Raw genomic sequence first — 20,241 nt, forward strand, 5'->3', positions numbered from 1 at the left:
GTACGGGGCGCGTCAACGTACGACGACCGTGGTCAGGGAACGCGGGGGAAGGGTGAGGGTCCGGTCCGGCCGCAGACCCGCGAGCGGCGTGGCCGCGAGTGAGTGGTCGCCGTCGGTCAGGTAGGAGGTGGCCCGGCCCGCCCGGGTCGTGATCCTGGTGGAGACGGGGACGGTGGCGGTGTTGAGGATCTCCACGACCTCCGAGCCCCCGGCGTTGCGGAAGGCGGTGACCTTCAGCGCCGGGTCGGCGGCCGTGACGGCGAGCCGGATCGCGCCCGGCCGGATGAAGCGGCTGTAGGCGGCCAGTGCCCACAGGCGCTTGGAGACGTGGTAGGTCGAGGTGGCCTCGTCGATCTGGATCAGGCCCCGGGTGGCACCGCGCGAGGCGCCGAACCAGAAGACGTAGCCGTTCGCCTTGCCCAGGGTGAGCGAGTCGTGGATCTGCTGGGCGACCGCGAGGCCGTCGTAGCCGCTGCCGTCGTCCCACGCCTCGTTCCAGGTGCTTCCGTTGGGCGACCACTCCGACATCCAGACCGGCCGGCCGGTGGGCAGCGGGCCGTCCACCGGGCTGACGTAGGGATGGCCGGCGTGCGTGGCGACCCACCGCCGCGCGGCGGGGTCGGCCTCGATGGCGCGGGTGTACTCGCGCTGCTCGGACCAGCCGGCGGCGTCGCAGCAGATCACCTTGAGGCCGGCGCGGGCCGCCGTGGGGCCGAGGACCTTGACGAACTCGGCGGCCTGGCTCGGGGTGAAGCGCATCGAGGCGTACGAGACGGTGAGGTCGGGCTCGTTGGTGAACCCGAGGTCGGTGATCTTGATGCCCTCCCGGGCGTAGAACCTCGCGTACTGGACCAGGTAGTCGGCGTACGCCTGCCGCCACGCCGGGAGCAGGGTGCCGCCGTTGCTGTCGGAGCCGTTGTCCTTCATGTAGCCCGGGGCGCTCCAGGCGTCGGCGTAGAAACGGTTCACGCCGTAGCGTTTGGCCTCCTTGGCCAGCCAGACCTGGCCGCCGTCCTCGCCGTCCCAGACGTACTTCGGCGGCGCGTCCGGGCCGCCGGGGTCCTCGGGCTGGATGGAGGTCATCAGGTCGTACGGGCTGCCGGCCGGGGAGGAGCCGATTCCCAGGCGCAGGATGCTGAGCCCGGCGCCCTTCTCCGGGCTCAGCCAGAGGTCGAGGATCTCCCGCTGCTTGGCGGCGGGCAGCGCGCGGACCAGTTCGTTGCGCCGGAATGCCTGGGAGAAGCCGAAGCCGTCGATCCGCTGGAGGACGCCGTGCTGATCCACCCGGATCGGGGAAGCGCTTTCCTTGATGGCCGGGCTAAGCCCGAGGAGGGGGAGCAGGAGGATCGGTGTCAGTAGTGCCCTGTGACGTCGTGACATGCGGGAACCCGCTTTCCGAAAGTTTCACAAGATTACCGAGACTTTTCGTGTCGATCACCGTAAATGTTTCGGAGGGCGGCAGTCAACAGCCGTCAGGGCGGGCGGTGCTGTCGCGGACCACGAGGTCGGTGGCCAGTTCCACCCGCCGGGGCTCGTGCCCACCGCGGTCGAGGCCGAGCACCATCCGGGTGGCCAGCGCGGCCATCTCCTGGAGCGGCTGGCGCACGGTGGTCAGCGGCGGCCAGGCGGAACGTGCCAAAGGCAGGTCGTCGAAGCCCACCACCGACAGGTCCTCCGGCACCCGCAGGCCACGCTGCCTGGCCGCCTCGAAGACGCCGAACGCCTGCATGTCACTGCCGGCGAAGATCGCGGTGGGCGGGTCCGCCGCCGACAGCAGCGCGTGGCCCAGGTCGCGGCCCGAGCCGACCAGGAAGTCGCCGTACCCGATGAGCGAGGGGTCCACCGCGATCCCCGCGGTCTCCAGCGCGGCGCGGTAGCCGTCGATGCGGGCCCGGCTGCACAGCATGCCGGCCGGGCCGCCGATCATCCCGATCCGGCGGTGGCCCAGCTCCAGCAGGTGACGGGTCGCGGCCAGGCCGCCGTTCCAGTTGGTGGCGCCGACCGAGGCGACTCCCGGCGGAGGCTCGCCCTCCGGATCCACCACCACAAAGGGGATGGACCTGGCGGCCAGCTGGCCATGCTGGGCGGCGCTGATCCGCGAGCCGATCAGGATGGCCCCGTCGGTGCGCCGGGTGGCGATCCGCTCCACCCAGTCCCTGCCCGGGCCCGCGTGGCTGTGCAGTACCGAGACGACCACGCCGGCGTCGACCTCGCGGGCCGCGGTCTCCACGCCGCGCACCAGTTCCATCGCCCACGGGCTCTCGATCTCGGTGAAGACCAGGTCCACCAGGCCGACGGGCTCGTCACCCTGGCCGGTCCTGCGTATGTAGCCGTGCTTGTGCAGCAGGCGCTCGATCCGCTGCCTGGTCTCGGAGGCGACCTCGGGCCGCCCGTTGATGACTTTCGAGACCGTGGGCGCGGAGACCCCGGCCTCCTCGGCGATCAGGGCGATCGTCACCCGCCTCTTGGATGGCATGCGGCGAATACTAACCGAAAACTTTCGGAGACCCGTAAGAGGGCCGTCTCCGTCGCTGTTCGAGCTCGCTACCACGGCGGCTATTGACGCGTAACCAACAGTTTACCTATCCTCCGGGTCACGAAATATTCGGGGAACCTATGAAATTTTTCAGACCCACTCCCGAAAGGGGAACCCCATGCTGAGTCGGCGAGGCGTGGTGGCGCTGGCGGCATCGATGGCGCTTCTTGGAGCCTGCGGCACGAGCGGAGACGACAACGGGTCGAAACCGGGCGCGAGCGCCGGCTCGGAGAAGGTCACCTTCGAGTTCTGGAACCTGGCGACGGCCGAACCGCTCAAGTCCTTCTGGGCGGATCGCGTCAAGGAGTACCAGGCGGCCAACCCGAATGTGACGATCAAGAACATCGGCATCGAGAACGACTCCTACAAACCGAAGCTCGCCACCCTCACCCAGTCGGGGAAGGCGCCCGACCTCTACTCCACCTGGGGTGGCGGCGTCCTGAAGCAGCACATCGAGGCGGGCCTGGTGAAGGACCTGACGTCGGAGGCCGGTGACATCCTCGGCAACTTCACCCCGGCCTCCCTGGCCGCCTACCAGTTCGACGGGAAGACCTACGGGCTGCCCACCGACATCGGCATGGTCGGCTTCTGGTACAACAAGTCGATCTTCACCAAGGCCGGCGTCTCCACTCCGCCCGCCACCTGGACCGAGTTCCTGGACGCGGTGAAGAAGATCAAGGCGACCGGGACCACCCCGATAGCCCTCGCCGGCAAGGCCAAGTGGCCGGGCCACTACTACTGGGCCTACCTGGCCATGCGGGTGGCGGGCCTGGACGCGCTCAGTCAGGCCGGCACCACCAACGACTTCACCGGCCCCGACTTCGTCGCCGCCGGGCAGCGGCTCAAGGAACTCGTCGACCTCCAGCCGTTCCAGAAGGGCTTCCTCAACGCCGACTACTCCACCCCCGATGGACAGGCCGCGACCGTGAGCAACGGCAAGGCCGCCATGGAACTGATGGGCCAGTGGGCGCCGTCCGTGCAGAAGGACTCCGGCAAGGGCCTCGGGGACGACCTCGGGTTCTTCACCTTCCCGTCCGTGGACGGGGGCAAGGGCTCCGCGGGCGACGCGTTCGGCGGCGGTGGCGGCCTGGCCGTGGGCGTCAACGCCCCGCCCGCCGCGCTGGACTTCCTGAAGTTCGCGCTCAAGCAGGAGAACCACTCCAAGGCGGTCGCCGCGGGAGGTGTGCTCCCGGTGCTCAAGGGTGAGGAGTCGGCTGTCACCGACCCCAACATCAAGGTGGTCTCCGACGCCCTGTCGGCCGCGACCGGCTTCCAGCTCTACCTCGACCAGGCGTACCCGCCGGCCGTCGGCCAGGAGGTCAACGACGCCGTGGCCGAGCTGATCGCGGGCAAGAAGACGCCGGAGGAGGTCGTCAAGGTCATCACCGAGACGGCGAAGTCGGAGTCGGAGTAACCGTCCGGATGAAGGTGACAGAGCCGATCGAGGCCAGGAAACCGACGGTGAGCACGGTGAAGGGGCGAGGTCGGTGACGACGATGACCGGGCCGGACGCACGTCCGGCCCCTCCCGGAGGAAGACCCGCCGAGCGGCGAGGACGGCGCGAGGGGCGGCGCCGGGGAAGCGGCTGGATCACCGCGATCCTGTTCGTGCTCCCCGCCCTGGTCCTGTTCACCCTGCTGGTGCTGACGCCGATCCTGGTCGCCGGTTACACCAGCCTCCACAAGTGGAACGGCATCGGGCCGCCGAGCGACTTCATCGGTCTGGACAACTTCACCCGGCTGCTGAACAGCGACATCTTCATCGGCGACCTGCAAAACGGCGGCATCCTGGTCGTGCTCTCCCTGGTGGTGCAGCTGCCGCTCTCGCTGGGCCTGGCGGTGATGCTGAACCAGCGGATCCGGGGGCGCGCCCTCTACCGGCTGCTGTTCTTCGCGCCGTACATGCTCTCCGAGGCGATCACCGGCGTGCTGTTCTCGCTGATCCTCTCGCCCGAGGCGGGGCTGGCCAACCGGCTGCTGACCTCCTGGGGGCTGGAGCCGTGGAGCTGGCTGTCGGAGCCGGACACCGTGCTGTTCTCGATCTTCCTGGTGATCACCTGGAAGTACTTCGGATTCCACATGATCATCTATCTGGCCGGGCTGCAGGGCATCCCCAAGGAGTTGCACGAGGCGGCCAGGATCGACGGCGCCGGTGGCTGGAAGGTGTTCCGGCACGTCACCCTGCCGCTGCTCGGCCCCACCATCAGGGTCAGCGTGTTCCTGTCCGTCATCGGCACGATCCAGCTCTTCGACCTGGTCTGGATCCTCACCGGCGGCGGCCCCTCGCACGCCTCGGAGACCATGGCCGTGAGCATGTTCGAATACGGTTTCAAACGGACCCAGATCGGTTACTCCAGCGCGATCAGCGTCGCCATGTTCCTGATCAGCCTCGTCTTCGCCCTCGGCTACCAGCGGTTCGTGCTGCGCCGAGATCTGGAGGGGGCCAGTACCACGATGGGAGACCACCGATGATCGCCCGGTTCCGGACGGCCCCGATCCACGTGATCGTCTGGGTGGCGGCGGTCTTCATCGTCGTCCCTTTCGTGTACGGCCTGTTCGGTGGTTTCAAGACCACCGCCCAGCTGTCGGAGAACCCGCTCGGCCTGCCCTCCCCCTGGGTCACCGAGAACTACACCGACGTGATCACCACCGGCGCGTTCTGGCGCCAGCTCCTCAACAGTCTGTTCATCGCGGTGGCGACCACCATGCTGGTGGTGTTCCTGTCGGCGATGGCGGCCTTCGCCTTCGCCCGGTTCGCCTTCCGCGGCCGCGAGTTCCTGTTCACGCTGTTCGCCATCGGGCTGATGTTCCCGTTCGCGGTGGCGATCCTGCCGCTGTTCATCCTGCTGCGCACCTTCGGCCTGCTGGACAACCCGCTCGGGGTGATCCTGCCGCAGGCCGCGTTCGGGCTGCCGCTGACGATCATCATCCTGCGAACCTTCTTCCGGTCCATCCCCAACGAGGTCGAGGAGGCCGCCACCCTCGACGGCTGCACCCCCTTCGGGTTCTTCTGGCGGGTGCTGCTGCCGATGGCCAGGCCCGCCCTGGCCACCGTCTCGGTGCTGGCGATCGTGGCGAGCTGGAACAACTTCTTCCTCCCGCTGGTGGTCTTCAACGACCCGAACCTGTGGACGCTGCCACTGGGCGTCCAGCAGTTCCAGGGGGAGTACGCGGCGGACACGGCCAAGATCCTGGCCTACGTCATCGTCTCCATGGTCCCGGCCCTGGCCTTCTACGCGGTCGCCGAGCGCCAGCTGATCAGCGGCCTCACCGCGGGCGCCACCAAGGGCTGAGCCGGGACCTCATCGCTGTGTCGAACGACCGTTGTGGAGAGTGAGAAACATGACCCTGAGTGTCGCCGGATCCCGTCTCGTCGATTCGGCCGGCACCCCGGTACGGCTGCGCGGAGTAGGCCTCGGGGGCTGGCTGAACATGGAGAACTTCATCACCGGATATCCGGCCAACGAGGCCACGATGCGCGCCGCGGTCCGGGAGGTGCTCGGCGACGACCGGGCCGAGCTGTTCTTCGACCGCCTGCTCACCTCGTTCTTCGGCGCGGACGACGCCTCGCTCCTCGCCGGTCTCGGCGTCAACTGCGTCCGGATCCCGATCAACTACCGCCACCTGGAGTCCGACGACCGCCCCTTCGAGATCATCGAGCAGGGCTTCCGGCACCTCGACCGGGTGATCGGCCTGCTCGCCGAGTGCGGCATCTACAGCGTCATCGACCTGCACGCCCTGCCCGGCGCGCAGAACCAGCACTGGCACTCCGACAATCCCACGCATATAGCCTCCTTCTGGCAGCACCGGCACTTCCAGGACCGCGTCGTCCACCTGTGGGAGGCCGTGGCCGACCGCTACCGGGACAACCCATGGGTGGCCGGCTACAACCCGATCAACGAGCCCGGCGACTCCAGCGGGCAGGTGGTCGGCCCCTTCTACGACCGCCTGGTCAAGGCGGTCCGTGCCGTCGACCCCGGACACGTGCTGTTCCTGGACGGCAACACCTACTCCACCGATTTCTCGATCTTCCGCGAGGTGTACGAGAACACGGTATTCGTCTGCCACGACTACGCCCTGGCCGGATTCGCACACGGCGGCCCCTACCCCGGCCACACCCGCGGCGAGTGGGTGGACCGGGCCCAGCTGGAGAAATCCTTCGAGCGGCGGACCGTCTTCCAGCGTGAGACGGGCACCCCCCTGTGGGTCGGCGAGTTCGGCCCCGTCTACACCGGCGACGCGGAGATCGACCGGCAGCGCTACCAGATCCTCCGCGACCAGTTGGAGATCTTCGACTCCTACCAGGCCGGCTGGTCGCTGTGGACCTACAAGGACGTCGGGCTGCAGGGCCTGGTCAGCGCGGGTGAACCGTACATGAGCCGGTTCGGTGACTTCATCGCCAAGAAGGGACGGCTGGGCGCGGACCGGTGGGGCTCGACGATGGAGGAGTCGGCGAGTGAGCTGGCGCCGCTGCACCGGCTGATGGAGACCGAGTTCCCCTCCTGGAACCCCTACCCGTGGGGTGCCCGCTACCAGACCGACGACCTGATCCGGCACATCCTCATCGCGCAGGCCCTGGTCCCCGAGTACGCCGAACTGCTGCGAGGCTGCTCCGACGAGGAACTGACCGCCCTCGCCGACTCCTTCGCGCTCACCCGCTGCGTCCGGCGGCAGCCGCTGCTCGACCTGCTCGCCGAGAACCTGCTCGCCGAGAACCTGCTCGCCGAGAACCTGCTCGCCGAGAACCCGCTCACCGAGAACCTGCTCGCCGAGAACCGGCAGGGTGATAACCCGGGCGGTGACGTCTGAGGAAACCGCACGGCGACCCCGTACGGCGATGCTTGACGGAGTCGTACGGTGGTGGCGCCTGAGGACCCGCGCGGCGACGCCCGGCGGATCCCGCTGTCCCACCGGCACCCCACTCCTACCTGACCGAGGAGCCTAGGAGAGATGCGCACCCCCCGGCCGCGAACAGCGGTCCTGGCCCTGTTGTCCCTCGCACTGTCATTCCTGGCAGGCGCGTCAACCGTCCCCGCCGCGCACGCGGCCGCCGCCACCATCGCCAGCTACGACTTCGAGTCCGGCACGCAGGGCTGGGAACCCCGGGGCTCCGGGGTCTCGGTCACCGCGGCCACGGACTCCGCGCACGGCGGAACCCGGTCCCTGCTCACCACCGGCCGCAGTGCGACCTGGCACGGAGCGGCCGTGACCCCGCCCTTCGAGAAGGGCGTCAGCTACCAGGTGACCGCGTGGGCGCGGGCCGTCGCCGGTCAGCCGTCCTCGACGGTCGCGCTCACCGTGCAGCGCACCCCGGCAGGCGGCACGACGGTCTACGAGCGGGTCGCGGCGGCCACCGTCACCGACTCCGAGTGGGTCCGGCTGTCCGGCACCTACACCTACGCGGCCGACTCGGCCCTGTCGCTGTACGCGGAGAGCTCGGGCGAGACCGTCGCCTTCCAGCTCGACGACATCGTGGTCACCGCCGACACCGACCCCACCCGGTCCGGCCTGACCAGCGACTTCGAGACCGGCACCGCGCAGGAGTGGACCGCGCGTGGCGGCGCCACCCTGACCCCGGGAGACGGCTTCGCGCACACCGGGGCCTACGGCCTGGGCGTGACGAACCGGCAGGCCTCCTGGGACGGTCCCGCACGGACCGTCCTCGGCAAGATGGCCAAGGGATCGAAGTACGACCTGTCGGTGTGGGTGCGCACCGACAGCGCCCAGAGCCTGGGCCTGTCCGTCGAACGGAGGCTGGACGGCACCCCCGCCTACGAGCGGGTGGCCGCGCCCAGGGCATTGGCCGCCGGCGAGTGGACCAGGCTCGCGGGCACCTACACCCTGGCCCACGACGTGGACTTCCTGAGCGTCTACGTCGAGTCGGCCGCGGGGACGGAACCGTTCGCCATCGACGACTTCCAGCTGACCTACGTCGAACCCAAGCCCATCCAGACCGACATTCCCTCGCTGAAGGACAGCTTGCCGTTCACCGTCGGCGCGGCCTTCTACCGGGGCGCCACCCTGGGCGAGCACGCCAAGCTGATCACCAAGCACTACCAGAGCGTCACCCCCGGCAACAGCCTCAAATGGGACGCCACCGAGCCCGCCGAGGGCGACTTCACCTTCGCCGACGGTGACTACCTGGTCGACTGGGCGACCACCAACGGCCTGGAGTTCCGCGGCCACACCCTGGTGTGGCACAGCCAGACCCCCGACTGGGTGTTCGAGGGCGCCACCAAGGAGATCCTGCTCCAGCGGATGGAGAACCACATCCGCGCCGTGATGGGCCGCTACAAGGGCAGGATCGGCACCTGGGACGTGGTCAACGAGGTCATCGACGAGAACCGGCCGGACGGGCTGCGCCGCTCCCCATGGTTCGAGATCGCCGGCCTCGACTACATCAGGACCGCCTTCCGGGTGGCCCGCGAGGTGGACCCGGACGCGACGCTCGTCATCAACGACTACAACACCGAGTTCCCGCGCAAGCGGCAGGCGCTCTACGACCTGGTCAAGAAGCTGCGCGCCGAGGGCGTCCCGATCGACGCGGTCGGTCACCAGTTGCACGTCAACGTCGAGCAGCCGCCCACCTCGTTCATCGAGGACACGATCGAGAAGTTCGCCGGACTCGGCGTCGAGCAGCAGGTCACCGAGCTGGACGTGAGCGTCTACACCGACTTCGTGACCTCCTACGACACGGTGCCCGCCGAGATCCTGGCCCTGCAGGGCCACCGGTACCGGGAGATCTTCGACGTCTTCCGGCGGCAGGCGGACCACCTGTCGTCGGTGACGATCTGGGGCGTCGCCGACGACGCGACCTGGCTGTCGTCCTTCCCGATCACCCGGACCAACCCGCCACTGCCGTTCGACGACGAGCTCCAGGCCAAGCCCGCGTACTGGGGCATCGCCGACCCCGGCAGGCTGCCCCCGCTGACCCGGAGCCTGAACGCGCCCGCGGGCACGGTCACGGTGGACGGCAAGCGGGACGACGAGTGGAACCTGCTGCCCGACGCCCCCATCGCCAGGATCGGCGACCTGTCCGCCGGCTGGCAGGCGCGCACCACATCCGCCGGCCTGTACGTACTGGCCGAGGTCAACGATCCGACCGACAACAAGAACGACACGGTCACCCTCACCGTGGGCGGCACGCCGTACCGGATCCAGCGAGGTGGCACGCACGCCCACGGTTTCAGGGCGCACACCAAGAAGACCGCCACCGGCTACCGGGTGGAGGCGCTGCTCCCCTCGGGGACGGCCACCGGTGTCAAGGTCGTCGTGGCCGACGCGGGTGGTCAGCAGATCTCCTGGGCGGGTGAGCTGACCCCCATCCCGGCGATCAGGACGACCCGCGCGCCGAAGAGGACCCCGGTGGTGGACGGCATCGTGGACGCCGCGTGGAACCAGGCGCCGGAGATAACCACCGGCACCCGGATCCAGGGCACCTCGGGGGCGACCGCCAAGGTGCGGGCGATGTGGAACTCCGGCACCCTCTACGTGCTGGCCCGCGTCACCGACCCCGAGCTCAGCGAGGAGTCGCCCAACGCCTGGGAGCAGGACTCCGTCGAGATCTTCGTGGACCCGCAGAACAACAAGACCAAGGGCTACGACGATGACGACGGCCAGTACCGGATCAGCTTCACCGGCAGGCAGACCGTCGGCGGCACCTTCGACGCCTTCGCGGTCAAGGAGAACCTGACCGGCGCGGCCACCCGCGTCCCCGGCGGCTACGTAGTCGAGGCGGCGATCAGGCTGCCCACGGTCACCCTGGCCAAGGACGCCCTGCTCGGCTTCGACATCCAGGTCAACGACGCCGTCGGCGCCACCCGCGCGGCCGCCGCGACCTGGAACGACCCGACCGGGCGCGGCTACGTCGACACGTCGAGGTGGGGAGTGCTCCAGCTCGTCAAGTAGGCCCGCCCCGGGCCGCCGGGCCCGCCCGCCGTTGGAACGTGCGGGCCCGGCGCCCCCCGGGTACGCGGGTCTCCCGGAAGAGGCCGCCTACCCCGGCCAGGAAGTCGCGCGGACGAAGGATCCGCACATACCAACGGAGGACCCGTGTACGACAACCCCGTCATCCCCGGTTTCCACCCAGATCCCTCGGTATGCCGGGTGGGCGCGGACTACTACCTCGTCACCTCGTCCTTCGAGTGGTTTCCCGGGGTCCCGATCTTCCACAGCCGAGACCTCGTGCACTGGCGGCAGCTCGGTCACGTGCTGGACCGGCCCTCCCAGCTCGATCTGGACGGCGTACGGCCGTCCGGCGGCATCTACGCCCCCACTCTCCGGTACCACGACGGCGTCTTCTACATGATCACGACGCTGATGGACGAGCCGGGCAACTTCCTGGTCACCGCCACCGACCCGGCCGGGCCGTGGAGCGACCCGGTCTGGTTTCCCGACACCCGAGGTTTCGACCCCTCGCTCTTCTTCGACGACGACGGCCGCGCCTGGATGACCGGCAGCCGGGAGAGGGCGGCCAGGCGCTACGACGGTGACACCGAGATCTGGCTGCGCGAACTCGACCTCGCCACGCTCAAGCCGGTCGGTGCGGAGTACGTGATCTGGGAGCCGGTGCAGCGCGGCGGCATCTGGTCCGAGGGCCCGCACATCTACCGGATCGGCGCCCACTACTACCTGCTGACCTCCGAGGGGGGAACCGCCGAGGACCACGCGGTCATGGTCGCCAGGGCCGAGCGGATCACCGGCCCCTACCAGGGCAACCCGCGCAACCCCGTCCTCACCCACCGCCACCTCGGGTTGCGCCACCCCATCACCAGCGTCGGCCACCCCGACCTGGTCCAGAACGCGCAGGGCGAGTGGTGGTCGGTGCTGCTCGCCACCCGCCCCTACGGCGGTCTTCCCGACGACCCGCCCACGACGGCCGCCGCCCGCGCCTTCCGCGGCTACAACCTGGGCCGCGAGACCTTCCTGACCAGGGTGCGCTGGGAGGACGACTGGCCGGTGTTCGACCAGGTCGAGCCGCGGATGCCGGCCCCCTCGACGCCGGTTCGCCGCTGGCCCGCCGGCCCCGCCTGCGACCACTTCGACGCCGGACACCTGGCGCCGGACTGGAACCACCTGCGCACGCCCAGGGAGCCGTACTGGAGTCTGGCCGACAGCCGGCTCACCCTCCGCGCGCTCCCGCAGACCGTGTGCGAGCGGGCCGCGCCCAGCCTGGTCGCCCGGCGGCAGCGGCACATCGCCTTCGCGGCCCACACGGTGATGGAGTTCCGTCCGGAGGGGGAGGAGCGCGCCGGGCTCGTCCTGCTCCAGAACGACGACTTCCACATCGCGCTTACCCTCACCGTGCGCGGTCTGGAACTCACCCGCAGGGCCGAGGGTGTGGACACCCGCCTGGCCCGCGCCGACATCCCGGCCGGGCCGGCCGGACCGCCCGGACCGCTCTGGCTCGGCGTGGAGGCGCACGGCCAGGACTACCAGGCCCGCTACGCGGTACGGCCCGGCGAGTGGATCGACCTCGGAGATCCGGTGGACGGCCGGATCCTCAGCTCCACCGTGGCCGGAGGCTTCACCGGTGCCATGATCGGTCTGTACGCCACCTCCAACGGCCGGCCGAGCAGCAACACGGCCGCCTTCGACTGGTTCGAGTACCTGCCGCTGCCTTCGTGACCGTCGTTCCGTGGCCACCTGGGCAAGGCTCGGTGTCGTGGGAGTCTTCGAGCGAGGAGCCGCCCCAGAGTGCCGCGGTGCTCGCCTCAGCTCTCCGAGGGGCTGGGGCTTTCCGGGAGGCTCGGGCTTTCCGAAGGGCCGGCACTTTCCGAGGGGCTGGGAGTGGAGGCCCTCTCGGCCTTGAGCAGCAGGTCTATGTGCTCCTGCACGATGGGCTTGGCAACGGTGGCGAGCTTCTTCACCTCGGGTGAGGAACCGTTCTCGATCTCCTGCTCCACGGCGGCGAGGGTCTCGTGGTGGCCGTGGAGCTCCGCGCTGATCCAGGCCCTGTCGAACTCCGCGCCGCTCAGGGCAGACAGCTGGTCGAGCTGCTTGCGCTGCTCCGTGTTGGGCGTGTCGGGAAGCTTGACGCCGAGCTGATCGGCCACCCGGCGGACGGCCTTGTCGAGTTTCTTGTGGTCCTTGATGAAACGCTTTGCCAGCTTGCGGACGGTCTTGGTGACCTTCCGGTCCTGCTGGCCGGCGGTCTTCTCAAGGGCGGTCTTGCTCGACTCGATCTCGGTCAGGTTGGACTGGTGCGCCTGGACGAGGAAGTCCCTGTCCTGCTGGGTGACGGCCTGAGGGGAGGGGGAGGGGGAGACGACGGCGCCGGCCGTACCGCCCATCGCGGCCACGGCGACCGCCACGAGGATGATCATCTTTCGAACCATCGGACCCTCCGTTGATCAATCCACGGTCGGAACTACTATCTCTCCCTCATATGCACGTATCTCTGGAGATATAGCGCCACAGGCGGTAAATCCTGACAAAAGGTCACATGTGGTCCTGTTGAGTAAGGCGGCCGGTCGGGCGCCCGCCGAACCTCGCCCGTCCCGCCCGGTACGAACGCGGACGCCCCGCCAGGCTCGGATCTCCTGGCGGGGCGTCATGCCGTGATGTCGGGCGGGCACGGGGCCGGTGAGCGCCGGGCCGCCCGCGTGGGCCTCCCGGACATCGGGTGGCCCACGCGGGTGAGCCGGAAAGGTCAGTGCTTGACGGCCCGGGGGCGGTACGGCTCGGCGAGGAAGGCGAGCTCCTTCTCGCTCAGGGGCAGGTCGACCGCGGCGACCGCGTCGTCCACATGCCTGTTCTTGGTCGCGCCCACGATCGGCGCCGACAGGCCGGGCTGGTGGAGCAGCCAGGAGAGCGCCACCTGGGCGGGAGGGACCTCGCGCTCCCCGGCCAGCTGGGCGACCCGCTCCAGGATCAGCCGGTCGTTGTCGGCGTCGTCGTAGAGGGCCTCGATGCGTGCGTCGCTGCCCGAGCGGGTGGTGGCCTCCGCGGCTCCGGCGCGGGCGAGCAGGCCCCGGGCCAGCGGGCTCCACGGGATCAGGCCCACCCCCTGGTCGCGGCAGAGCGGATTCATCTCCCGCTCCTCCTCGCGGTAGAGCAGGTTGTGGTGATTCTGCATCGAGACGAACTTTGTCCAGCCGTGGACCTCGGCGACGTGCTGGGCCTTGGCGAACTGCCAGGCGTACATGCTGGAGGCGCCGATGTAGCGGGCCTTGCCCGCGCGGACCACGTCGTGCAGGGCCTCCATGGTCTCCTCGATCGGGGTTTCCGGGTCCCAGCGGTGGATCTGGTAGAGGTCCACGTAGTCGGTGCCCAGCCGGCGCAGCGAGGTGTCGATCGAGGAGAGGATGTGCTTGCGCGACAGGCCGCGGTCGTTGACACCCTTGCCCATCGGCATGCACACCTTGGTGGCCAGCACATAGTCGTCCCGGTCGGCGAAGAGCCTGCTCAGCAGCCGGCCGGTGACCTCCTCGCTGCTGCCCAGCGAGTAGACGTCGGCGGTGTCGAAGAAGGTGATCCCCGCCTCGACCGCCCGGCGCACGATCGGCTCGGCGGCGGCCTCGTCGAGCACCCACTCACCCCACTTGGCGGGATCGCCGTAACTCATCATGCCGAGGCAGACCCTTGACACCTTCATACCGGTGGACCCCAGGCGTACGTACTCCATGTCGAACCTCCAGATCTTCACAACCCTGGCCCCACGATACGACCGCCGACTTCACCGGCTCCCGCCCTCGCCTGTCCTGCGGTGCGGTCCCCGCCTCGATTCTCAATGCACGCTCAGGACGGGCCGGTACGACGGCGCGCACGCTGCCGGGGTCCGGCGTGTTCCGTTCAGCGGCCGTCGGCCAGTGGCTGGACCCGGTGGGGGACCACGGTGGACAGGGTGATCACCGTGCTGCTCCGCCGCACTCCGGGGATGGCCAGGGTCTGGTCGATGACCTGCTGGATGTGCTCGTGGTCGCGTCCGGCGATGCGGCACCAGACATCGCCGGGGCCGGTGACGATGTGCGCTTCGAGGACTTCGGGGATCGCTGTGAGGGCGCTGGAGATGTCGGCGCGGGAGGCCTGCTCCACCTCAAGGGTGGTGAAGGCCTGCACCGGATAGCCGAGGGCGTGCGGAGACAGGTTGGGGCCGAAGTCGGTGATCACGCCGTCGGCGATCATCCGGTCCAGGCGGGCCTGGACGGTGCCCCGGGCGACGCCGAGGAGGCGGGCGATCTCCAGCAGGCCGGTCCGGGGGCGCTCCCTGATCAGATGGAGCACCTTACGGTCGAGCTCGTCCAGGCCGTTCCTCCGAGCTGCCAATCTGTCCACCTCCGGAGTGCGGGGCGTGCCCGGTGCTGACAATCTGCCAGTGAATCGGCCGCTGTGTTGCCCTGCTTACAACCATAATTCAGACTACGCCTGCATATATATCAACCATGGAGGCGATCGTGGCACGGGAACATTCCCATCCATTCATTCCGTACCGGCCCGTGCGTTATCCCGAGGCCGAGATGGTGACGCGGGGCCGGGAGTTCTACGAACATATGGACCTGCGCCGGAGTGTGCGCTTCTTCAGCGACGAACCGGTGCCGCGTGAGTGCGTCGAGCTGGCCGTCAGGACGGCGAACACCGCACCCTCGGGAGCCCATCAGCAGCCGTGGAGGTTCGTCGTGATCGGCGACCCGGAGACCAGGAGGCGGATCAGGGAGGCGGCCGAGATCGAGGAGCGGCAGAACTACGAGGGCGGGCGGCTGACCCCGGAGTGGCGTACGGCCCTGGCCCACCTGGAGACCGGCTCCGACAAGGGCTACCTCGAAACGGTGCCGTGGCTGGTGGTCTGTTTCGCGGAGAAGTACGGCGTGCGCCCCGACGGCACCAGGGTCAAGCACTACTACGTCAACGAGAGCGTCGGCATCGCCTGCGGGTTCTTCATCGCGGCCCTGCACGCGATGGGCCTGTCCACGCTCACCCACACTCCGAACCCGATGGCGTTCCTGACCGGCATCTGCGGACGGCCGGGCAACGAGCGGCCCTACATCCTGTTCCCGATCGGCTACGCCGCCGCCGACGCCGAGGTCCCCGACCTGGCCCGCAAACCCTTGTCCGAGGCCATGGTCTGACACGGGCTCCACGGCCAGGTGGTCATCGAGCACTACGGCGAAGGTGAGGACTTCAGCGTGATCTGGCGTGGAACCCCGGGCGTTCACGCCCGGGAGGAAACGACAGCGCAGGAGGGCCGCCAAGGCCCGAGCGGTGGGCTGACCGGTAGGCCGTCGAGCGGCTCAGTCCGGGCGTCTCTGGTCCTCGATGTACTCCTTGATGATCGATAGGGGTGCGCCGCCGCAGGAGGCGACGAAGTACGACGGCGACCAGAAGTGCCCGCCCCACAGATACCTACGGATATGTGCCGGGTACTCCTTGCGCAGTAGCCGGGCGGACACGCCCCTTGAGGCTGTTCACCAGCGTCGAGAGGGCGGCTTTGGGTGGGTGGTGCACGAGCAGGTGCACGTGATCTTCCTCGCCGTTGAACTCGACCAGCTCCGCCCCGAAACTGCCGCACACCTCGATCATGATGTCTTCGCAGTGGCACAGCGGTTCGTCGGTGAAGACCCCGCGCCGATACCTGGGTGTGAAGACCGAATGCGCGTGCAGCGGGTGGACAACGGTTCGGCCCCGGCGGATGTCAAAGTCGGGTTCCCACCGCGGTGACATGGACCAAACGATATTTTGGGCGATGTGAAGCTGGTGGTGCAGGTGAGACTCCTGCCGACGCCCGAGCAGGCGGCGGCGCTGGAGGCGACTCTGCGCGCGGTCAATAAGGCGGCCACCTGGGTCTCGGCGCTCGCCCACCACCGGCGGGTATTTCGCAATTACGACCTGCGTAAGCACGTCTACGGGCAGATCAAGGACGACTACGGGCTGGCGGCTCAGGCCGCGCAGCATGTCGTCAAGAAGGTCACCGACGCCTACGCCACGCTGCACGCCAATGTCCGCAACGGCAATGTGGGCAGGCCCGGCTCCGCGCGGCGCGAGCGGGTCTTGGCCAAGCCGATCGTCTTTCGTCCCGGCGCGGCCCAGCCGTTCGACGACCGCTGTCTGTCCTGGCGGATGGACGCGCGGACGGTGTCGATCTGGACGATCGCCGGGCGGATGAAGAGCGTGGCGTTCACCGCCTCGGCCGATCAGCTCACGACGCTGGCCGCCTACCGCAAGGGCGAATCGGACCTGCTGTACCGCGATGGCATGTGGTTCCTCATCGCCACCTGCGACGTTCCCGACCGGCCGGTCGCCGCCCCGGACGGGTTCCTGGGGGTGGACCTGGGGATCGCCAACATCGCGACCACCAGTGGCGGGGTTCGCCACAGCGGCAAGGGCCTGAACGCGGTCCGCCACCGCCACCGCGAGCTGCGCCGCCGCCTCCAGGCCAAGCAGACCAAGTCCACGAAACGGCTGCTGAGGAAACGCCGCCGCAAAGAAGCGCGCTTCGCCGCCGACACCAACCACACCATCGCCAAACGCATCGTGACCGAGGCGACACGCACCGGGCAAGGCATCGCCCTGGAAGACCTCCAGGGCATCCGCGACCGGGTACGGCTCCGCAAGCCCCAGCGGGTCACGCTGCACTCATGGAGCTTCCATCAGCTCGGCCGGTTCATCGCCTACAAGGCGGCCCGTGCCGGTGTCGCCCTGGTACACGTGGACCCGGCCTACACCTCGCAAGCCTGCTCATCGTGCGGGCACGTGGACAAGAAGAACCGGCCCGACCAGGCGACCTTCTCCTGCACGTCGTGCGGCTTCGCTGAGCACGCCGACGTCAACGCAGCTCGTAACATCGCCTCGCGCGGTGTCACAAGCTGGGCAGTGAGTCACGCTGCCTGACGCGGACCAGACCGTCGAAGCCACCGACGGCGAGGAGCTGCAAGCTCAGTCCTTCAGGACTGAGAAGCTGACATTGAACGAGCCCCTCGGCCACGTGCGCTTCACCCCCGACACGCTCCACGACATCCGCCCGGTCACCAAGAGCGTCGTCGGCCTCCTGTACGGCATCGCCCTGGCCGACGGCCGGGTGCCGAAGCCGCACGAGCCGCCGCTACGGAACTTCCCCGAGTACCCGGACCTCGCGGCGGACCCCGGCGCGCCGCGCTGACCGTCGAGCACGCGCTCACCATGACGCTCGGTCTGGAGTGGAACGAGAACGTCCCCTACACCAGTACGGCCAACAGCGAGATCGCGATGGAGTCGGCCCCCGACCGCTTCCACTACATCCTGAGACAGCCGATCGTGGAAGAGCCCGGCGTCCGATGGTCCTACTGCGGGGGCGCCTCGGCGCTGCTGGCGCGGCTCATTGGTCAGCGGATCTACGTGGCGCCCGCGCTGGACCTCGTGGTCGCCGTCACCGCAGGCCAGTACGACAGGCCCGATCAGCCGACCGCCTCGGTCGTGCTCGACGAGGTGATCCTGCCGGGGATCGTGAGCTGAGGCGCGCTCACCGCTCCTGCGGGGCGTGCCGTACCGTCCGGCCGAACACCAAGAAAGTCACAAGTCCGCCGTCCTATATTGCGGCTGACGGCCTGCCCGGCAGACGTGAACCGCCCCCGGCGTGGTCCTGGCCATGCCCGGCGGTGAACCGTCCGCCCCTACCCTCCTGGTTCTTTTCGCGATGTGGCGACGTCCTCACCGGTAGTCACGATCGGAACCCCGGTCGACCCGCCGCCGGACGCCTCCAACTCATGTGAGCGGTTCGGACGCATCCCCTGAGAGGTCTTTGAGCATGCGCAACGGAAGTGACATCGAGGTCCGCTGGCTGAAATGGGAAGAGGCCGCCGAGGAGATCCTTGATCTCCGGCGGCGGGTGTTCATGTCCGAGCTGGGGTGGACCGAGGAGAGGGTGCACCACGACGGCGACCCGGAGGGTCTTCACCTGTGCGCCCTGTCCGGGGGGAAGATCGTGGCCGCCATCTCCGCGTACGTCTATCGCCCCGGAGCGCCGGGGCTGGCCGCCCTGGAGTTGACCGACCTGAACGGGCCGACCGTCGAGATCGGCAAGCGGGTGGCGCTCCAGACCCACCGGGGCCGCCTGATCAGCACGCGGATCGCCAACTCGATGGTGCGGCAGCTCTGCGAGTCGCTCCGCCCGTCCCGGTTCTTCCTCATCGTCCGGCCGAGTCAGTATGACCACCTCCTCGATCGGTACGCGAAGCGGGACTTCGTGGTGCGCGGTGAGGTCGGCTCGGGCGACGACGCGGTCACGGTGATGACCGTGGAGGGCGGAGAGGCCCTGGAGGGGTTCTACCTCAGGCATCGGGAGCTGACCCGGGAGTCGCCGTCCGGTGACGAGCGGCTGGCGATTCCCTCGCTGGTCCGGTTTCTCGCCGACGAAGGCCGCGGTGACCTGCTGGCGGTGGAGCGCCTCGGCGCGGAGAACTTCTACCTGGACCTGCTGTCCCTGCAGGAGGAGGCGCCGCGGCTGAGCGCACAGGGCCGGTTGGTACTCGCCGAGCAGCGGTCACGCCTGGCCTCGACGCCCTTCCCGCCCGCGCCCGCGTCGCTGCTCGACGTCGGCAGTGGGCCCGGAGACTACCTGGCCGCGGTCACCGAGGAGGGCCCGTTCGCCGGGTACGACGTGCGGGGAGTCGAACCGGCTCCCCAGTTGCTCGCCAGGGCCCGCTCGAACTTCCCCGGCCTCACGTTCCGTCAGGGCACCGCGTACGCCACCGGTGAGGCGGACGCGTCGCACGACGTGGTCACGGCGAGCTTCCTCTTCGTCCACCTGCGCAGTCCGGACCTGGCCCTGCTCGAAATGCGCCGGGTGCTGCGGCCCGGCGGGCTGCTGTACGTGGTCGACGTCGACGACGCGGCCTTCCGCGGTCCCGATGTGGTCCGTCGCATGCTCGAGACCTACGACCGTAACTACGCCGCCGACCGTACGATCCTCAACGATCTCCCTGAGCGTGCCGCGGAGTTCGGCTTCCAGCCCGTCCGGCGTTTCTCCACCACGCTCGGCTACGTGGTGGACGCCGAGCCGGGGTTCGGTCCCGACGAGATCCGGCTCGGCAGGAAGGAGGCGTGGAGCCTGCTCTCCTTCGTGAGGTCGCAGGGCGGTATCGAGGAGAGCTTCCTGGAGGCGCGCGACCACTACTTCGGCGTGGAATGTGAGATCGGGGTGGACATCGAAACCCAGGTCTACCGGAGACGTCCCTAGGCGTACCGCCGACCGCTCCGGCACGCCGCCGGTCCGCTCCGGCCGGGGCGCGGCGGCCGGAGCGAGGCGGGGTCCGGGAAACAGGCCCGGACCCGGTTCGAGGAGCTAAAGGCGCGCCCCGGAGGCCATCGGGGTCACGTCCAGGCGGCCGTCGTCGCAGACGGCCGCCTTGAACGGAATCTCCAGGTGCGCCACCTCGTCCGGCGGGATGATCATCAGCCGTGCGGACGCCGGGCACGATCGGCTCCCGCCGGGCACCTCGCTCCAGTGCAGCCTGGCGTGCGCGCTCGCTCCGGGGCGCAGGGTGATCCGCCGGGGCTGGACGCTCTCCCTGCGCGTCCTGGTACGCATCGCGTCGCCGCTGCCGTCGATCATGATCAGGCCGACGAAGCCGTACACCCAGCAGGTCCCGGTGGAGGTGTTGGTGAACACCAGCGGCGCGTAACGCTGTCCCGCTCCGGCGTCCACCCTGCCGACGCGCGCCGCGAGCGCCTCGGTGCGACGCCCTGAGCAGCGTGGTGACCAACCTCACCGATGGTGGCCAGATCTGGCTGCTC

Annotated in this window: 16 protein-coding genes and 2 pseudogenes; 11 read left to right on the forward strand and 7 right to left on the reverse strand. The window is 69.1% G+C overall.

Going from position 1 to position 20,241, the window contains the following annotated elements:
* Positions 1 to 12: 12 nt before the first annotated feature.
* Together ABZ260_RS02635 and ABZ260_RS02640 are read right to left on the reverse strand one after the other, a co-directional pair.
* A complete protein-coding gene (locus ABZ260_RS02635; protein WP_355612003.1) occupies positions 13 to 1,284 on the reverse strand; it encodes a glycoside hydrolase in 1,272 nt (423 codons plus the stop codon).
* Positions 1,285 to 1,462: 178 nt separating this feature from the next.
* On the reverse strand, positions 1,463 to 2,476 hold the full coding sequence (locus tag ABZ260_RS02640; protein WP_350928793.1) for a LacI family DNA-binding transcriptional regulator: 1,014 nt from the start codon (positions 2,474 to 2,476) through the stop codon (positions 1,463 to 1,465).
* Between the two features lie 178 nt (positions 2,477 to 2,654).
* Between ABZ260_RS02640 and ABZ260_RS02645 the strand changes: the two genes are divergently transcribed.
* The 6 genes from ABZ260_RS02645 (at position 2,655) to ABZ260_RS02670 (ending at position 12,162) form a co-directional block, all read left to right on the forward strand.
* Positions 2,655 to 3,950, forward strand: coding sequence for an extracellular solute-binding protein (locus ABZ260_RS02645; RefSeq protein ID WP_355612006.1), 1,296 nt, complete (start codon positions 2,655 to 2,657; stop codon positions 3,948 to 3,950).
* A gap of 82 nt (positions 3,951 to 4,032) precedes the next feature.
* The gene (locus ABZ260_RS02650) at positions 4,033 to 5,007 is read left to right on the forward strand and encodes a sugar ABC transporter permease (protein WP_051751874.1); all 975 of its coding nucleotides are present in this window, start codon (positions 4,033 to 4,035) and stop codon (positions 5,005 to 5,007) included.
* A complete protein-coding gene (locus ABZ260_RS02655; protein WP_355612009.1) occupies positions 5,004 to 5,828 on the forward strand; it encodes a carbohydrate ABC transporter permease in 825 nt (274 codons plus the stop codon). Before ABZ260_RS02650 ends, ABZ260_RS02655 begins: the two co-directional genes overlap by 4 nt.
* A 49-nt stretch (positions 5,829 to 5,877) precedes the next feature.
* Positions 5,878 to 7,344 carry a cellulase family glycosylhydrolase gene (locus ABZ260_RS02660; protein WP_355612012.1) on the forward strand — a complete coding sequence of 489 codons (1,467 nt, stop codon included), beginning with the start codon at positions 5,878 to 5,880 and terminating at the stop codon, positions 7,342 to 7,344.
* A gap of 141 nt (positions 7,345 to 7,485) precedes the next feature.
* Positions 7,486 to 10,443 carry an endo-1,4-beta-xylanase gene (locus ABZ260_RS02665; RefSeq protein ID WP_355612015.1) on the forward strand — a complete coding sequence of 986 codons (2,958 nt, stop codon included), beginning with the start codon at positions 7,486 to 7,488 and terminating at the stop codon, positions 10,441 to 10,443.
* A 144-nt stretch (positions 10,444 to 10,587) separates the two neighbouring features.
* The gene (locus ABZ260_RS02670) at positions 10,588 to 12,162 is read left to right on the forward strand and encodes a glycoside hydrolase family 43 protein (protein ID WP_355612018.1); all 1,575 of its coding nucleotides are present in this window, start codon (positions 10,588 to 10,590) and stop codon (positions 12,160 to 12,162) included.
* Positions 12,163 to 12,248: 86 nt separating this feature from the next.
* Here the strand turns inward: ABZ260_RS02670 and ABZ260_RS02675 are convergent, their stop codons facing one another.
* The 3 genes from ABZ260_RS02675 to ABZ260_RS02685 form a co-directional block, all read right to left on the reverse strand.
* The gene (locus tag ABZ260_RS02675; RefSeq protein ID WP_355612021.1) at positions 12,249 to 12,872 is read right to left on the reverse strand and encodes a DUF4142 domain-containing protein; all 624 of its coding nucleotides are present in this window, start codon (positions 12,870 to 12,872) and stop codon (positions 12,249 to 12,251) included.
* Positions 12,873 to 13,186: 314 nt separating this feature from the next.
* Positions 13,187 to 14,161, reverse strand: coding sequence for an aldo/keto reductase (locus ABZ260_RS02680; protein WP_355612024.1), 975 nt, complete (start codon positions 14,159 to 14,161; stop codon positions 13,187 to 13,189).
* Positions 14,162 to 14,328: 167 nt separating this feature from the next.
* Positions 14,329 to 14,802 (reverse strand): Lrp/AsnC family transcriptional regulator, encoded by a 474-nt coding sequence (locus ABZ260_RS02685; RefSeq protein ID WP_350928809.1) that lies wholly within the window; start codon positions 14,800 to 14,802, stop codon positions 14,329 to 14,331.
* 170 nt (positions 14,803 to 14,972) lie between these two features.
* Here ABZ260_RS02685 and ABZ260_RS02690 point away from each other — a divergent pair, with 170 nt between their 5' ends.
* Positions 14,973 to 15,602: a nitroreductase family protein gene (locus ABZ260_RS02690; RefSeq protein ID WP_355612028.1), complete on the forward strand. Its 630-nt coding sequence runs from the start codon at positions 14,973 to 14,975 to the stop codon at positions 15,600 to 15,602.
* A gap of 162 nt (positions 15,603 to 15,764) precedes the next feature.
* Here ABZ260_RS02690 and tnpA read toward each other — a convergent pair.
* Positions 15,765 to 16,194 (reverse strand): annotated as a pseudogene (gene tnpA / locus ABZ260_RS02695) (IS200/IS605 family transposase).
* 15 nt (positions 16,195 to 16,209) lie between these two features.
* Here tnpA and ABZ260_RS02700 point away from each other — a divergent pair.
* The 4 genes from ABZ260_RS02700 to ABZ260_RS02715 all read left to right on the forward strand — a co-directional run bounded on the left by ABZ260_RS02700 (position 16,210) and on the right by ABZ260_RS02715 (position 19,684).
* Positions 16,210 to 17,361 carry a transposase gene (locus ABZ260_RS02700; RefSeq protein WP_355612031.1) on the forward strand — a complete coding sequence of 384 codons (1,152 nt, stop codon included), beginning with the start codon at positions 16,210 to 16,212 and terminating at the stop codon, positions 17,359 to 17,361.
* Between the two features lie 73 nt (positions 17,362 to 17,434).
* Positions 17,435 to 17,629 (forward strand): hypothetical protein, encoded by a 195-nt coding sequence (locus ABZ260_RS02705; protein WP_355612034.1) that lies wholly within the window; start codon positions 17,435 to 17,437, stop codon positions 17,627 to 17,629.
* Positions 17,630 to 17,649: 20 nt separating this feature from the next.
* Positions 17,650 to 17,961, forward strand: coding sequence for a hypothetical protein (locus ABZ260_RS02710; RefSeq protein WP_355612037.1), 312 nt, complete (start codon positions 17,650 to 17,652; stop codon positions 17,959 to 17,961).
* A 292-nt stretch (positions 17,962 to 18,253) separates the two neighbouring features.
* Positions 18,254 to 19,684 (forward strand): methyltransferase domain-containing protein, encoded by a 1,431-nt coding sequence (locus ABZ260_RS02715; RefSeq protein WP_355612040.1) that lies wholly within the window; start codon positions 18,254 to 18,256, stop codon positions 19,682 to 19,684.
* A 105-nt stretch (positions 19,685 to 19,789) separates the two neighbouring features.
* Here ABZ260_RS02715 and ABZ260_RS02720 read toward each other — a convergent pair.
* Positions 19,790 to 20,170 (reverse strand): annotated as a pseudogene (locus ABZ260_RS02720) (DUF4232 domain-containing protein); the annotation flags it as partial.
* Positions 20,171 to 20,241 lie beyond the last annotated feature (71 nt).

The sequence above is a fragment of the Streptosporangium sp. NPDC006013 genome (genome assembly GCF_040614275.1).
Classification (GTDB): domain Bacteria; phylum Actinomycetota; class Actinomycetes; order Streptosporangiales; family Streptosporangiaceae; genus Streptosporangium.

Bases quoted from the DNA above. Each gene is read 5' to 3' on its own strand.
- ABZ260_RS02640 (WP_350928793.1), bottom strand. From the start codon at position 2,476: ATGCCATCCAAGAGGCGGGTGACGATCGCCCTGATCGCCGAGGAGGCC.
- ABZ260_RS02645 (WP_355612006.1), top strand. From the start codon at position 2,655: ATGCTGAGTCGGCGAGGCGTGGTGGCGCTGGCGGCATCGATGGCGCTT.
- ABZ260_RS02650 (WP_051751874.1), top strand. From the start codon at position 4,033: ATGACCGGGCCGGACGCACGTCCGGCCCCTCCCGGAGGAAGACCCGCC.
- ABZ260_RS02655 (WP_355612009.1), top strand. From the start codon at position 5,004: ATGATCGCCCGGTTCCGGACGGCCCCGATCCACGTGATCGTCTGGGTG.
- ABZ260_RS02660 (WP_355612012.1), top strand. From the start codon at position 5,878: ATGACCCTGAGTGTCGCCGGATCCCGTCTCGTCGATTCGGCCGGCACC.
- ABZ260_RS02665 (WP_355612015.1), top strand. From the start codon at position 7,486: ATGCGCACCCCCCGGCCGCGAACAGCGGTCCTGGCCCTGTTGTCCCTC.
- ABZ260_RS02675 (WP_355612021.1), bottom strand. From the start codon at position 12,872: ATGGTTCGAAAGATGATCATCCTCGTGGCGGTCGCCGTGGCCGCGATG.
- ABZ260_RS02680 (WP_355612024.1), bottom strand. From the start codon at position 14,161: ATGGAGTACGTACGCCTGGGGTCCACCGGTATGAAGGTGTCAAGGGTC.
- ABZ260_RS02710 (WP_355612037.1), top strand. From the start codon at position 17,650: ATGACGCTCGGTCTGGAGTGGAACGAGAACGTCCCCTACACCAGTACG.
- ABZ260_RS02715 (WP_355612040.1), top strand. From the start codon at position 18,254: ATGCGCAACGGAAGTGACATCGAGGTCCGCTGGCTGAAATGGGAAGAG.